General features: G+C 62.8%; 11 protein-coding genes. 7 read left to right on the forward strand and 4 right to left on the reverse strand.

The window, feature by feature from the left end:
* Positions 1 to 135: 135 nt before the first annotated feature.
* Positions 136 to 1,653, reverse strand: coding sequence for a THUMP-like domain-containing protein (locus tag AC3E6W_RS02470; RefSeq protein WP_294646628.1), 1,518 nt, complete (start codon positions 1,651 to 1,653; stop codon positions 136 to 138).
* A 245-nt stretch (positions 1,654 to 1,898) separates the two neighbouring features.
* Between AC3E6W_RS02470 and groES the strand changes: the two genes are divergently transcribed.
* From groES to AC3E6W_RS02500, 6 genes are all read left to right on the forward strand, one after another.
* Positions 1,899 to 2,186 carry a co-chaperone GroES gene (gene groES, locus AC3E6W_RS02475; RefSeq protein ID WP_005505066.1) on the forward strand — a complete coding sequence of 96 codons (288 nt, stop codon included), beginning with the start codon at positions 1,899 to 1,901 and terminating at the stop codon, positions 2,184 to 2,186.
* A gap of 103 nt (positions 2,187 to 2,289) precedes the next feature.
* Complete coding sequence (groL, locus tag AC3E6W_RS02480) at positions 2,290 to 3,876, forward strand: chaperonin GroEL (protein ID WP_490652233.1); 1,587 nt, start codon at positions 2,290 to 2,292, stop codon at positions 3,874 to 3,876.
* 353 nt (positions 3,877 to 4,229) lie between these two features.
* Complete coding sequence (gene guaB, locus AC3E6W_RS02485) at positions 4,230 to 5,747, forward strand: IMP dehydrogenase (protein ID WP_049331981.1); 1,518 nt, start codon at positions 4,230 to 4,232, stop codon at positions 5,745 to 5,747.
* Between the two features lie 145 nt (positions 5,748 to 5,892).
* A complete protein-coding gene (locus AC3E6W_RS02490; RefSeq protein WP_049331984.1) occupies positions 5,893 to 7,023 on the forward strand; it encodes a GuaB3 family IMP dehydrogenase-related protein in 1,131 nt (376 codons plus the stop codon).
* Positions 7,024 to 7,228: 205 nt separating this feature from the next.
* Positions 7,229 to 8,821, forward strand: a complete 1,593-nt coding sequence (guaA, locus tag AC3E6W_RS02495; RefSeq protein ID WP_049343370.1) for a glutamine-hydrolyzing GMP synthase — start codon at positions 7,229 to 7,231, stop codon at positions 8,819 to 8,821.
* Positions 8,822 to 9,025: 204 nt separating this feature from the next.
* The gene (locus AC3E6W_RS02500) at positions 9,026 to 9,190 is read left to right on the forward strand and encodes a hypothetical protein (RefSeq protein ID WP_160310624.1); all 165 of its coding nucleotides are present in this window, start codon (positions 9,026 to 9,028) and stop codon (positions 9,188 to 9,190) included.
* A 193-nt stretch (positions 9,191 to 9,383) separates the two neighbouring features.
* Here the strand turns inward: AC3E6W_RS02500 and AC3E6W_RS02505 are convergent, their stop codons facing one another.
* Complete coding sequence (locus AC3E6W_RS02505) at positions 9,384 to 9,635, reverse strand: hypothetical protein (protein ID WP_314700896.1); 252 nt, start codon at positions 9,633 to 9,635, stop codon at positions 9,384 to 9,386.
* A gap of 604 nt (positions 9,636 to 10,239) precedes the next feature.
* Between AC3E6W_RS02505 and AC3E6W_RS02510 the strand changes: the two genes are divergently transcribed.
* The gene (locus AC3E6W_RS02510; protein WP_314746436.1) at positions 10,240 to 11,208 is read left to right on the forward strand and encodes an AEC family transporter; all 969 of its coding nucleotides are present in this window, start codon (positions 10,240 to 10,242) and stop codon (positions 11,206 to 11,208) included.
* Positions 11,209 to 11,330: 122 nt separating this feature from the next.
* Here AC3E6W_RS02510 and AC3E6W_RS02515 read toward each other — a convergent pair whose 3' ends face one another.
* Both AC3E6W_RS02515 and AC3E6W_RS02520 read right to left on the reverse strand, forming a co-directional pair.
* On the reverse strand, positions 11,331 to 13,136 hold the full coding sequence (locus tag AC3E6W_RS02515) for a glycoside hydrolase family 13 protein (protein ID WP_070846832.1): 1,806 nt from the start codon (positions 13,134 to 13,136) through the stop codon (positions 11,331 to 11,333).
* Positions 13,137 to 13,262: 126 nt separating this feature from the next.
* Entirely contained in the window at positions 13,263 to 15,077 is a 1,815-nt protein-coding gene (locus tag AC3E6W_RS02520; protein ID WP_294604078.1) for an alpha-glucosidase, read from the reverse strand.
* Between the last annotated feature and the right edge of the window lie 20 nt (positions 15,078 to 15,097).

A 15,097-nucleotide genomic window follows, 5' to 3' on the forward strand; every position in this document is an offset into this window, starting at 1 on the left:
TATTAGGCACCGTATCTAGTGTACGGTCTGGCGGTGCTCAACGCCCTGTCGAGCGCAGAATCCGGAACCGGTACCGTAACGAATCGTCACGAACGGTAACCGAGTACGGTACTGGGCAGTCGGGGTTGGACGAGGCTAGAGCGGACGCACGTGCCAGCCGACTCGGCGGGAATCTCTGCCCGCGCCGATGCGCGTGAAGACCAGCGTTGCCGGGCGGTACGAGGACTCCCGCGCGCCACCAGAAGAATTAGCGTTCTTTTTCTGTTTCTTCTTAGAAGGCTTGGAGCCCGCCGAACCCAGCAGTCGCGCACGCAGCTGCTCGGGAACAATATCTACGCCGCGCTTCTTAATCGTTAGCGCGGTAAAACCCTGCTCGCGCACCCACCGCTTCAACTGCTTCTCCTGCAGGGGAATCTCCTCCAGCACCTCGTAGCAGGCGACTAGCGGATGCTCCACCGGCTCAGCGGAACGCAGGTAGGCCAGGTGCTCGTCCAGCAGCTGCGCGCCGATACTCTGCGCAAACTCGGCCACCAGGTGCGAGCGCACAATCGCGGGGGCGGGCTCCAGCAGGTATTCGCCCGGCTGCGGCAGGGATACCGGAACCTCCACGCTCCGCTCAGCCTCAGCCGCCGTGAGGGCGCTGCGGAAGCTCACCGCCTCGTAGGGCGGCAATAGGTCGGCAACCTCGTCGACCGCCTCGGTCGCGGACGGTACCTTGTCAGCGGGGTCGGCGGGATCAGCGGGCAGTTCGCGCACCGAGGTTGCGGTGCGGGCCACGCCCTCCTGCGCCAGCGCGTTAAACCAGAGGACGAGCTCGGCGAGGGAACCCTCCGACTGGATCCACTCCGCCTCAACGCGCGGGGCGGGGTTCGCCTCCGAGGCGATGTCCTCGGGGGAGGGGATACCCTCGTGCGGAAAACCGGGCCCCAGCTTCACACCCATCGGCATGCCGGTGCGCGCCAGGCCCAGCACGAACGAGAACGGGGGCGAGAACGCCTCAGGGTCGAAGAGGCGCTCCGTCTGCGCCTTCTTGGCCCCTCGCAGCTCGCGGCGGGCCGGGTCCAACCACAGAATGGCGGGGGAGGCGCCCGCGCCATCGGTGAGGGGAGCCACCGAGTCCGCACCGTTGGTGGGGTCGTAGGCGGTGACATCGCCCGAGTACACGCGTGCCCGCGGGCAGAACGCCAGGTTTGCCGCGGCGAATGAGGCGGTCAGCGGATCAAGCTCCACCGCCACGGCGGAACCGCGAGCCGCGGCGTAGACGGCGGTATCCGAGCCGATGCCGCACCCCAGATCGGCCACGAGCCCCGGAACCCGCGCGAGGCGGTCGGCGCGGTAGTGCGCAATCACCGGGCGGGTGGCCTGCTCTGCGGCCTCCTGCGTGAGCATGAGCGTGCGGGCGCGCTCGCCGAACTTGGCGCGCGCACGGGTGCGAGCCTGCGCCAGGGAGATGATGGCGGAGGATTCCTCGGGGTTGAACCCGCGTGAACGCAGGGAGGTGACGGCGCCGAGGGTGTCGGAGCCCAGCGGGTAGAGCTCATCGGCTGCCGCGAGCGCATGGTCGCTGAGGGGCAGCGGAGGAGCGGGAGAAAAACCGAGCGGGTATTCTCCTGAAGGAAGAGCTTCGGGGGATGCGTTAGGGCTGTGGGGCATGTCCCCATTTTACGGGCCTTCGCCCGGGGATCTGTGCCCCCTGCCGGAGCCCGCCCGCCAGGCCGCCCAGACCCGGTGTCGACCCCTGTTCGCCTTGCGGTGAAACGCTCCGGCGGAGGGCGGGTTTTCTTGACCGAAAGCACCGGTGAAACTAGAGTTGAGGTAGCACTCGAGACGGCGTTTGGGTGCATCACCGCGCCGCCGTCTCGCATCAAACGTTAATCCACAATCCGGAGGAACCGATTATGGCCATCAAGCCGCTGGAAGACCGCGTCGTTATCAAGATCGAACAGGCTGAGCAGACCACCGCATCCGGTCTGGTCATCCCCGAGACTGCGAAGGAAAAGCCGCAGGAAGCACGCGTTGTCGCCGTTGGCCCCGGCCGCGTGGATGAGAAGGGCAACCGCATCCCCGTTGACATCAAGGAAGGCGACGTTGTCGTGTTCTCCCGCTACGGTGGCACCGAGGTCAAGTACCAGGGCGAGGAGTACCTGATTCTCTCCGCACGCGACGTTCTGGCAATCGTCGACTAATTACTTCGAATACTCATGCGCCGTACCGCTCATCCGGTGCGGCGCATGAGCTATCATCTGCCCCCTCATTTTCTTTCTGTGACGCACTAGGAGTAGCGAACACATGGCTAAGCAGCTTGAATTCAACGATGCAGCCCGCAAGTCCCTGCAGGCCGGCGTCGATAAGCTGGAAAACGCGGTCAAGGTAACCCTTGGCCCGCGCGGGCGCAATGTTGTGCTCGACAAGCAGTGGGGTGCGCCCGTCATCACCAACGACGGCGTGTCCATTGCCCGCGAGATTGAACTGGACGACCCGTACGAGAACCTGGGCGCCCAGCTGGCGAAGGAAGTCGCCACCAAGACCAACGACGTTGCCGGTGACGGCACCACCACCGCAACCGTGCTCGCGCAGGCGCTGGTGAACGAGGGCCTGCGCAACGTGACCAGCGGTGCGGCTCCCGCCGACGTCAAGCGCGGCATTGAGGCGGCCGTGGAGGCTGTCTCCGCACGCCTGCTTGAGAACGCACGCCCTGTGCAGGGCCCCGAGGTGGCGCACGTTGCCGCTATCTCCGCCCAGTCCGAGCAGATTGGTGAGTTGCTGGCTCGCGCCTTCGAGAAGGTCGGCCAGGACGGCGTTATCACCATCGAGGACGGCTCCTCCACCGAAATTGAGCTGGAGATTACCGAGGGCATGCAGTTCGACAAGGGCTACCTCTCGCCCTCCTTCGTCACCGACGCTGAGCGCGGCGAAGCAGTGCTGGAGAACAGCCTCGTGCTGCTCTACCAGGGCAAGATTTCCACCATCGCAGAGATCATGCCCGTGCTCGAGAAGATCGTTCAGGCGAAGAAGCCGCTGACCATCATCGCAGAAGACGTTGACGGTGAGGCGCTCTCCGCCCTGGTCGTGAACAAGCTGCGCGGCACCATCAACGTGGTTGCTCTGAAGGCCCCCGGTTTCGGCGACCGCCGTAAGGCAATCATGCAGGACCTGGCAATTCTGACCGGCGGCACCGTCGTGACCGGCGAGCTCGGTATTGACCTGCCGCAGGTCACCCTGGAGCACCTGGGTTCGGCACGCCGCGTGACCGTGACCAAGTCCCACACCACCATCGTGGACGGCGGCGGCGACCCCGAGGCCATCGAGGACCGCGTGCAGCAGCTGCGCCGCGAAATCGAGCGCGTGGACTCCGAATGGGATCGCGAGAAGCTCAAGGAGCGCCTGGCTAAGCTGGCCGGCGGCGTGGGCGTCATCAAGGTCGGCGCCGCAACCGAGGTTGAGGCGAAGGAACGCAAGCACCGCATCGAGGATGCTGTCTCCTCCACCCGTGCCGCTCTGGAAGAGGGCATCGTCTCCGGTGGCGGTTCCGCGCTGGTCCACGCTCTCAAGGCGCTGGACGGCCTGGAGCTGGATAACCACGACGCAAACGTGGGCGTGCAGATCGTTCGCCGCGCCCTGGTCCAGCCGCTGCGCTGGATTGCGGAGAACGCCGGCGAGGACGGCTACGTCATCGTTTCCAAGGTCTCCGAGCTGCCCGTGGGTCACGGCTTCAACGCCAAGACCGGCGAGTACGGCGACCTGATTGAGGCCGGCGTGATTGACCCGGTGAAGGTGACCCGTTCGGCCCTGCAGAACGCCTCCTCCATCGCGGCTCTGGTGCTGACCACCGAGACCCTGGTGGTTGAGAAGCCCGAAGAAACTGAAGAAGACTAAATAGTGTGTGTGCCCGGTACTGCCCCCTGAACTGGAGGCGGTACCGGGCACTAGCTATCCCCTCAACGCCGCAGCATCGGGGTCTTCGCGTGCAAGAACCCCGTGCCCACCGCCATTCTTCGGGCGGCTCGGTATCTTCCGAGCGAAGAAACCCTAAGCGGCTTATCATAGAAGGTAGACTGTCCGTTTCCGCACCCTCCCCGGAGCATCCGGCGGACGCGCCCGCTCAGAACCCGCGTGGGCCTCCGCCCGGTACTCGCGCCGGGGGAGTGGGGTACATACCGCGACACCGTATAAAGCGCTTCCCCACGGCAAAATCGCACCGGCGAAGCACACCATCCGAAAGGTAGACAATGACCATCCCCACCGCTCTGTCCGAGGATCCCTTCGGCTTCACCGGCCTGACCTACGATGACGTGCTGCTGCTGCCCGGCAACACCGACGTCATTCCTTCCGAGGCTGACACCTCCACTCGCCTGTCCAAGCGCATTAACCTGAACATCCCCATCATTTCTGCGGCAATGGACACCGTGACCGATTCCGCTATGGCCATCGCCATGGCGCGCCTGGGTGGTCTCGGCGTGATTCACCGTAACCTTTCCATCGAGGACCAGGCCGCACACGTGGACCGCGTGAAGCGTTCCGAATCCGGCATGATTATCAACCCCGTGACCATCGGCGCGGACGCCACCATCGCCGAGTACGACGAGGTGTGCGGTTACTACCGCGTCTCCGGCCTGCCCGTCGTGAGCGAAGAGGGCGTGCTGGAAGGCATCATCACCAACCGCGATATCCGCTACATGTCCCGCGGTGACTTTGAGAACATCCGCGTTCGCGACATCATGACCCCCATGCCGCTGGTGACCGCCCGCCCCGGCGTTTCCAAGGACGAGGCTTTCGCCCTGCTCTCCCACAACAAGATTGAGCGTCTGCCCCTCGTGGACGAGGCAGGCAAGCTGGCCGGTCTGATCACCCTCAAGGACTTCGTGAAGACCGAGCAGTACCCCCGCGCCACCAAGGACGAGGACGGCCGCCTGCGCGCAGGTGCCGCTATCGGCTTCTTCGGTGACGGCTACGAGCGCGCCATGACCCTGGTCGAGGCCGGCGTGGACGCCCTCTTCGTGGATACCGCAAACGGCCACTCCCAGGGCGTGCTGGACATGATTGCCCGCCTGAAGAAGGACCCCGCCGCCGCACACGTGGACGTTATCGGCGGTCAGGCCGCAACCCGCCAGGGTGCTCAGGCCATCATTGACGCCGGCGCCGACGCCGTGAAGGTTGGCGTGGGCCCGGGTTCCATCTGCACCACCCGCATCATTGCGGGCGTGGGCGTGCCCCAGGTGACCGCGGTCAACGAGGCCGCTAAGGCAGCTATCCCCGCCGGTGTTCCCGTGATTGCCGACGGCGGTATGCAGTACTCCGGTGAGATTGGCAAGGCCCTGGTGGCCGGTGCTGACTCCGTGATGCTCGGCTCCCTGCTGGCCGGCACCACCGAATCCCCCGGCGACCTGATTCTCGTGAACGGCAAGCAGTTCAAGGCGTACCGCGGCATGGGTTCGCTGGGCGCTATGCAGACCCGCGGCCGCCACAAGTCCTTCTCGAAGGACCGTTACTTCCAGGCCGACGTCTCCAGCGAGGAGAAGCTGATTCCCGAGGGTATCGAGGGTCAGGTTCCCTTCCGCGGCCCGCTCTCCGCCGTGATTCACCAGCTCGAAGGTGGCCTGCGCCAGACCATGTTCTACGTCGGTTCGCGCACCATCGAAGAGCTCAAGAACAAGGGACAGTTCGTGCGCATCACCCCCGCGGGCCTGAAGGAATCGCACCCGCACGACATCACGATGACCGTTGAGGCACCGAACTACCGTCGCTAAGACGCATCACCAACGATGATTCGCCGCACGGCGTGCACACCGTGCGCCGTTGAGCCCGTCCCGTACCCTCCCGGGTGCCGGGGCGGGCATCGGTGCGAATAACGCCCGGCGGCACCCCTCAAACCGAATTCGAAAGGATTCACCTATGTCTGAAATTCAGATTGGCCTCTCCAAGAGCGCCCGCCCCACCTACTCCCTGGACGATGTGGCGCTGGTACCCACCCGCCGTACCCGCGATCGCCGCGATGTCGACACCTCCTGGCAGATTGACGCCTTCAAGTTCGACACCCCGATTATTGGTGCGCCCATGGACTCGGTCATGTCCCCGGCGACCGCTATTGCCCTGGGCAAGCTGGGCGGTCTGGGTGTGCTGAACCTCGAGGGCCTGTGGACCCGCTACGAGGACCCGCAGCCGCTGCTCGACGAGATCGTTGAGCTGCCCGAGGCGGACCCCGCCTCCGCAACCACCCGCATGCAGCAGATTTACTCCGAGCCGATCAAGCCGGAGCTGATTACCGCACGCCTGGAAGAGATTCGCGATTCCGGCGTGGTGGTTGCCGGTTCGCTGAGCCCGCAGAATACTCAGGAGCACTACGAGACCGTGGTGAAGGCCGGCGTTGAGCTGTTCGTTATCCGCGGTGCATCCGTCTCTGCCGAGCACCTTTCGACCTCGCACGAGCCGCTGAACCTGAAGAAGTTCATCTACGAGCTGGACGTTCCCGTCATTGTCGGTGGCGTGGCCGGTTACTCGCAGGCTAAGCACCTGATGCGCACCGGTGCCGCCGGTGTGCTGGTGGGCTTCGGCGGTGGTTCCGCTCAGACCACCCGCCAGGGCCTGGGCATTTCCGCACCGATGGCAACCGCCATAGCCGACGTGGCTGCGGCACGTTCGGACTACCTGGACGAGTCCGGCGGCCGCTACGTGCACGTGATTGCTGACGGCTCCCTGGGTCGCTCCGGCGATATGGTGAAGGCGCTCGCGCTGGGTGCTGACGCCGTGATGCTGGGCGCTCCGCTGGCTCGCGCCTCCGAGGCGCCGGGCCAGGGCCTGTACTGGGGCAACGAGGCGCACTCGCTGGACTTCCCGCGCGGCGTGCGCACCCCGCTGGGTGTTGTCGGCACGCTGGAGGAGGTCCTGTACGGTCCTTCGCACCACGTGGACGGAACCAGCAACATTGTCGGTGCGCTCAAGCGCGCGATGGCTAACTGCGGCTACCTGGAGCTGAAGAAGTTCCAGAAGGCCGAACTGACCGTGGTACCTTCCTACCGCGGCTAATGTAGCGTCATGAATCACCGCTCGGCGGCTACGGGGCTATCCCCGCGGCCGCCGGGCGGTGCCTGCTATCTGCAGCGTAAAAAGAACGGTCGTAGGCGGAATAGTCCCCGCGCCACGGGCGTTCAAGCTCACACCGCGATAGCGTAAAATAGATATATCCCCGCGCAAGTGCGCGGATTAGCACCAACACGTTGAGGTAATTTTCGTGACCAATTCTGTGAACCTGGACCAGCTCGAAGAGCGTCCCGTCCTGGTGGTGGATTACGGTGCTCAGTACGCGCAGCTCATTGCTCGACGCGTGCGTGAGGCCGGCATCTACTCCGAAATCGTCCCCCACTCCATGAGCACCGAGAAGATGCTCGCCAAGAACCCGGCAGCCATCGTGCTTTCCGGCGGCCCCTCCTCGGTTTACGCCGACGGCGCCCCCAAGGGTGATAAGGCCCTCTTCGAATCCGGCGTGCCGATCTTCGGTATCTGCTACGGCTTCCAGATCATGGCCCAGACCCTCGGCGGTACCGTGGCCCAGACCGGCCTGCGCGAATACGGCGCAACCGACGCCGTCGTCTGCGCTGAGAACTCCTCCTTCCTGACCGGCACCCCCACCACCCAGAACGTGTGGATGTCTCACGGCGATTCCGTAACCGAGGCCCCCGAAGGCTTCGAGGTTCTGGCCAAGACCCCCGGCGCATCCGTGGCAGCGTTCGTGGACGAGTCCCGCAAGCTCGGCGGCGTGCAGTGGCACCCCGAGGTGAAGCACTCCGACTACGGCCAGGTCGCCCTGGAGAACTTCCTCTACAACGTGGCTGGCTTGAAGCCCACCTGGTCCACCAATAACATCATCGAGGAGCAGGTCGCTAAGATTCGCGAGCAGGTCGGTAGCGACCGCGTTATCTGCGCGCTCTCCGGCGGCGTTGACTCCTCCGTGGCGGCAGCCCTCGTGCACAAGGCTGTTGGCGACCAGCTCACCTGCTTCTTCATCGACCACGGTCTGCTCCGTGAGGGCGAGCGTGAACAGGTCGAGCAGGACTACGCAGCATCCATGGGCATCAAGGTCATCACCATCGACGAGTCGGAGCGTTTCCTCTCCGCACTCGAGGGTGTTACCGAGCCCGAGGCGAAGCGTAAGGCTATCGGCCGCGAGTTCATCCGCTCCTTCGAGGAGGCACAGCGCAAGCTGATTGCAGAGGCCGGCGAAGAGGGCGCAGACATCAAGTTCCTGGTCCAGGGCACCCTGTACCCGGACGTTGTCGAGTCCGGCGGCGGCGACGGCACCGCAAACATCAAGAGCCACCACAACGTGGGCGGCCTCCCCGACGACCTGACCTTCGAACTGGTTGAGCCGCTGCGCACCCTGTTCAAGGACGAGGTCCGCGCCATCGGTCGTGAGCTCGGCGTTCCCGAGAAGATTGTGGCACGTCAGCCGTTCCCCGGCCCCGGCCTGGGCATCCGCATCGTCGGCGAGGTTAACCGCGAGAACCTGGAAACCCTGCGTGCCGCTGACGCTATCGTGCGTGAAGAGCTGACCGCGGCTGGCCAGGACGAGCACATCTGGCAGTGCCCCGTGGTTCTGCTGGCTGGCGTTCGCTCCGTGGGCGTTCAGGGCGACGGTCGTACCTACGGTCACCCGATTGTTCTGCGCCCGGTCTCGTCTGAGGACGCGATGACCGCTGACTGGTCGCGCCTGCCTTACGACCTGCTGGCTAAGATCTCGAACCGCATTACGAACGAGGTCAAGGACGTTAACCGAGTGGTGCTGGACGTTACTTCCAAGCCCCCGGGAACCATCGAGTGGGAGTAATCCCTGCGTGGGAGTGATCCCCGAGTGGGAGTGAAGCTCCTCCCGTGAAGAAGCCGCCCGGTGCATCCTGCTGTGGATGCGCCGGGCGGCTTCTTATATACGTATGTGTGTTACGGATGCCGAGGATGAACGGAAATATAATGTGTTTATGCATGTTGGCCTGATACATGCTGAGCGCTGGCCTAACATCATAAGGAGGGACCGATGACGTCGAAAATCGATGAAGAGCACGCTCAAAAGCAGGAGACTAAATCTTCCTTATATGAATTTTTCGCCAGCTTACCCAGCTCTTCAGATGACGTAGAAAATCCTGAAGAATTCCCCTTGGTGGCACGCTCTGCTTTGCAGCGTCCTTCTCCAGAGTTTTAGATTAGGAAGGAACCGCCCGGTGCATCCTGCTGTGGATGCGCCGGGCGGCTTTAGCTATGGGGCAGAGAAATATTAATGCGAAACGGATATTTTCTTCGAAATTAAAGAAAACCGCTTATTTTTTTAAACTGCGAGTCTAAATAAAAGAAATACACTCCGGAAAATTCCGCAAAACTAAGCGGGACAGAAATATTTAATACGGCCGATTCGGATGGCGAATCGAACTACGCCAATGCGCGCTCGAGCCCAGGCCAAAATGCAGACCAAAGAAGGCCCCAAAACACAGGAACCCAAAAGCGCAGGCCATGTACACGCCGTAGGTCAGCACCAAGAACTCAGAGTCGTGCTCCAGACCGGAGAGCACCAGGTGCGTCAGGTTCACGCCCAGAACGGCAAGCCACGCGATGCTCGCCACCGCAATCAACCAGGACAGAAGGCTCAGCACTGGGTGCGGAACCCTGAACGTGCGCTCCTCGACAAGGGCTTCTGAGGGGGCAACACGGGACGCGGGGGTAACCGCTGAGGCGCTCGTAGCGGCGGACGCGGAACGCCGCGGGATACGCACCCCGGCGTGGGGATGGGCGGCGCGGTGCGGGGTTTTCTGACGCGCTACCTTGGGGGAGGGGACACCCCCGGAGTCGGAAGGGCTGGAGAGGTAAGGCTGCTGCATTGCGTGCTCCCGGCGAGATCTTGAAGGGAACTAATCCTGCTGAGTTCGCTTCGTGAGGGTATGGACGGCAGACGAGTTCATACGGTAGGAAATGCAATCTCTGCGTATTTCTAGAGTAAATTTGATGTATAAAAAATACGAGGGTTTCGGCAAATATGATGCAATATGACGCGAAAATTTCGAAATGGCATCCCGTGAAATGCTCAACCTTAATCTGAATGTATAGGCGGGCGATATTAGACAGGCTCACATTCCCGAGAATATTCCTCGCCAACCCGTCCTCGGTGCCCGAACGTGAGACCATGGAAAAGGCGGCCTAGCGCAACGGCGCGGTGCGCATCCAAAATAAGGGCCAACGCGGTGACCGAAGGAGCGTCTTGTGGGAATCATCCTGCCCCTCATCTACCTGGTTGCAGGGCTGACGCTGGCCCTCACCCTGCCCGAGCACCGGGGCAGACAGCTCAAGGAATGGGCCTCGGCCCTGCTGACCCGCTGGATTATTCCCGCCGTCATCATCTACACGGTCGCCACCAGCCGCCCCGAGCTGTTCTTTGTTGCCGCGTCCACCATGGTTATGATGCTCCTCGGTGTGCTCGGTGCCGGGCGGATTACCCGAGATCCCGTGCAGAAGCTCGCCTTCGTGTACCTAAACGCCGGGCTCTTCGGCATCCCCGTGGTCGCGGGCATCTGGGGCGATGAGGCCGTGCGCGTCTACATCGGCGCGTATATCGGCAACTCCATCATGGGCAATATTCTGGGTACCTCGCTGCTACGGGGCGACTCGAGGGCCGAATCGGGTGAAGGTTCCCCACCCCGTACGGCCACCGCCGCGAGCCGCGGCGCAACCATCCGCAGGGTACTGCGAGGGCTGCGCACGAGCCCACCCGTTATCGCCGTGGTAATCGGCCTGCTCTGCCTGCCCGCAGGGCACTTCCTGAGCGTTCACGGGGCCGGGTTCTACCGGGTGCTCACCTGGGTCTTCAGCTTTATCGGGATGATCGTGCTGGGCATGTGGCTCGGCGCCGCCAAGCTGCACCGCGCAGACCTGACCCGGGCCGCCGGATGGGGGGTGCTCCGCACCGCGCTCGTGAGCGTCTACAGCCTCGGCGTGCTGGCGCTCGCCCGTTGGGCGCACGACGCGGCGGGCGTACACTTCGACCAGCTACTGGCCTACCCGCAGGTGCTCTTCATCCTGGGAGTCCTGCCGCCTGCCGCCAATATCGTGATCCTTGAGACCCACTACCGGCACGAGGGCACCGCAGCCCCCGTCATCGCCGCAGGGGCGGTCGTCAGCGTCGGTCTTATCGCGCTGGCGGTGCCGATTCTTCAGCTTGCGTTCTCCGGTTAGCCGGAGCCGAAACGAGCACACAACGAGTGGGTACAGCAAAAGGAGGGCGGGGATCGTACAATCCCCGCCCTCCCGCGGTTCTACGCCGACCTAGAGGTCAGCAGCCGTCAGACAGCTTTCGTCTATCGAACGATGTGGTAGACCTTCGCCTCGTAGGGGCGCAGGGTCGAACCCGCATCGTCCTTGTAGTTGGAGCTCACCAGCTCAACACGAGCACCAGCCTCGCGTGCCTCGTTCAGCACGGCGAAGTCGCGCTCCTGCTCCTCGGCGGTGAAGTTCGAAATCACCAGCAGAGACTCGTTCGCGGGGGAACCATCCGCGCCACCGGTACGGGTGTAGGCGTACACGGCCTCGTCCTCATCGTGCGGAACCTGAACCGAATCCACCGGAGCGAAGGAGGCGTAAACCATCAGATCCTTCAGCTCACCGCGGCGCAGAGCCACCAGCTGCTGGTAGTGGTAGAAGATCGAATCCTCATCCGCCAGAACAGCCTCGGCGTTGATTTCGGGGTAGTTCGGGTTCACGTTAATCCAGGTGGTCACGCCCTCGGGGCTGAAGCCGGCGTTTGCCGAAGCATCCCACTGAACCGGGGTACGAGCGTTATCGCGGCCCTTGATGTAGATCGCCTGCATTGCCTCTTCGTGGCTCAGACGCTTGTGGTCAACGTGCATGTCCTCGTAGAAACGGATCGAGTCACCATCGCGGTAATCCTCAATCGAATCGAACTTCACGTTGGTCATGCCAATTTCTTCACCCTGGTAAATGTACGGGGTGCCCTGCATGAAGTGCAGAGTGGTCGCCAGCTGCTTAGCGGACAGGGTGCGGAACTCATCCGAATCGTTACCGAAACGGGAGACCACACGCGGCTGGTCGTGGTTGTTCCAGTACAGCGAACCCCAGGCGTTACCCTCCAGGGTGGTCTGCCAGTCGTTCAGGATGCGCTTGAGCTCGGTCAGCTTGTACGGCGCGTAGGACCACTTGCCGCCCAGAGAGCCGTTCGGGTCGTTATCCACGCCCATGTGATCGAAGTGGAAGATCATGTTCAGCTCACCGGTGTGGTAGCCAGCCCACAGCTTAGCGTCCTCGGGGCTGGTTGCGCTGGTCTCGCCCACGGTCATCACGTCGTAGCGGCTGAAGGTCTCGCGGGTCAGTTCCTTCATCCACGGGTGCACCATGGTGCCGTTAGAGATGACGAACGGAATCGAGGAGGTGTGCTTCTCGAAGTCGGTGGAGGGGTCATCCGGGAAGCCCTCGGGCTTGGAGATGATGTTGATAGCGTCCAGACGGAAGCCGTCAACGCCCTTGTCCAGCCACCAGCGGACCATGGAGTATAGATTCTCGCGAACCTTCTCGTTCTCCCAGTTCAGGTCGGGCTGTTCCTTGAAGAAGATGTGCAGGTAGAACTGGCCAGTCGCCTCGTCCCACTCCCACGCCGGGCCACCAAACTCGGATGCCCAGTTGTTCGGAGGAATCGGGTTGCCATCCTCGTCGAAGCCCTTCGGATCCTTCCAAATGTAGTAGTCGCGGTAGGGGTTGTCCTTAGACGAGCGGGACTCCTTGAACCAGGGGTGCTCATCGGAGGTGTGGTTCGCGACCAGGTCCATCAGAATCTTGATGCCGTGCTTGTGGGCGGTTTCAAGCATCTCGTCAAAGTCTTCCATGGTGCCGAAGTCACTCATGATGGCGAAGTAGTCAGAGATGTCATAGCCGTTGTCCACGTTCGGCGAGTCGAACACGGGGGAGAGCCAAATGACGTTGATGCCCAGCTTAGCCAGGTAGGGCAGCTTCTCGGTGATGCCCTTCAGGTCGCCAATACCGTCGCCGTTTGCGTCGTTGAAGGAACGGGGGTACACCTGGTACACCACGGCTTCCTTCCACCACTGGCGGCCTTCGTAGGAGGGAACCTGGTATGCCTCGGAATTGCTCATAATTGCCTTTCTGTACCGGCGGGTTACGCCGAAGAGAAAAAAGGAGTCTGTGATTGAAGTATAGGGCGAGGGGGACCGGAACGTCCGCGTCTGGTCCCCCTCGCGCACCATTATTTTGGGGCGTGCCTACTCGGCGTTACCGAAGAGGTAGACCTTAGCCTCGTAGGGGCGCAGCAGGGTGCCCTCGTCGGTGAACTCGCGGTTCTCATCGCGGTAGTTCGAGCTAATCAGCTGCGGAACGTTCGAGATAGCCTTCAGCTCGGTCGGGGAGAGAGCCTGCGAGTTGGTCAGCACCACCGAGTCCAGGTTGCCGCCCGCGTAGTTCAGCTGAACGGTGTCGTCGGTGAAGTTGGCGACGACCAGCAGGGCGCGCTCGCCGGTTGCGGCTGCGTCCTCGTCGGAGTTCACGCGCAGGTAGGCGTAGACCTGGTCGTCCTCTTCATCCAGCAGGCGGTACTCGCCGGTCAGGACAATCGGGTGCTCGTGACGCAGCTTAATCAGGTCGCGGTAGTGGTAGAACACCGAATCCGGGTCTGCCAGCTCGGACTCCGCGTTAATCTCGGTGTAACGCGGGTTCAGCTTCAGCCACGGGGTGCCGGTGGTGAAGCCTGCGTTCTCGCCGGCGTTCCACTGCATGGGGGTGCGGGCGTTATCGCGGCCGGAGGCGCTGATGTAGCGCAGCATGTCCTCGGGGGAGACGCGGCCGGACTCCTCAACGTACTTGCGCCAGGAGTCGTGAATCTCCAGGTCGTTGTAGTCCTTGACGTCGTCGAAGAAGACGTTGGTCATGCCCAGCTCTTCGCCCTGGTAGATGTAGGGGGTGCCCTGCATCAGGTGCAACACGGTGCCGAGCATCTTGGCGCTGACGGTGCGGTACTCGGGGGAGTCGTTACCGAAGCGGGAGACGGTGCGCGGCTGGTCGTGGTTGTTCCAGTACAGGGAGTTCCAACCGCGGCCGTGCAGGCCCTCCTGCCAGTGGGTGAGAACCTTCTTGAGGTCCACCAGGTCGAAGCGGCGGTCGGACCACTTGCCGGTCACGCCACCCTCGGAGGCATCCACATCCATGTGCTCGAACTGGAACACCATTTGCAGCTCGTTGCGGTCGAAACCGGTGTAGAGTGCGGCGTCGTCCACGGTCACGCAGGGGGTTTCGCCCACGGTCATGACCGGGTACTTGCTCAAGACCTCGCGGTTCATTTCCTGCAGGAATTCGTGCACGCGCGGGCCGTTGGCTGCGACAGCCAGGGAGTTGTCGAGGCCGCCTGCGAGGACTGCCGGGTCCTCGGGGAAGGAGAGGTCCTTAGAAATCAGGTTGATGACGTCCATGCGGAAGCCGTCCACGCCCTTGTCCAGCCAGAAGCGCATGATGTCGTAGACCTCTTCGCGGACCTTCGGGTTCTCCCAGTTCAGGTCGGGCTGCTTGACGGAGAAGTAGTGCAGGTAGAACTGGCCGGTTGCCTCATCCCACTCCCACACGGAGGGGCTGAAGCAAGAAATCCAGTTGTTCGGCGGAATAGGCTTGCCGTCCTCGTCGAAGCCCTTGGGGTCGCGCCAGATGTAGTAGTCGCGGTAGGGGTTGTCCTTGGAGGAGCGTGCCTGCTTGAACCACTCGTGCTCGTCGGAGGTGTGGTTGACGACGAGGTCCATCATGAGCTTGATGCCGTGCTCGTGTGCGGTGGCGAGCAGCGTATCGAAGTCTTCCATGGTGCCGAACTCGGCCATGATGGCGCGGTAGTCGGAGATGTCGTAGCCGTTATCGTCGTTCGGGGAAGCGTAGATGGGGGAGAGCCACAGTACTTCGATGCCGAGGTCTGCCAGGTACGGAATCTTCTCGGTGATGCCGGGCAGGTCGCCGATGCCGTCGCCGTTGGAGTCGTTGAAGGAGCGGGGGTAAATCTGATAGACAACGGGTTCCTGCCACCACTGGGTCTGGGTCGTCATTGTTCTTCCTTCCCTTGGGG

The sequence above is a fragment of the Rothia sp. SCPM-O-B-18226 (M350) genome (assembly GCF_058213595.1).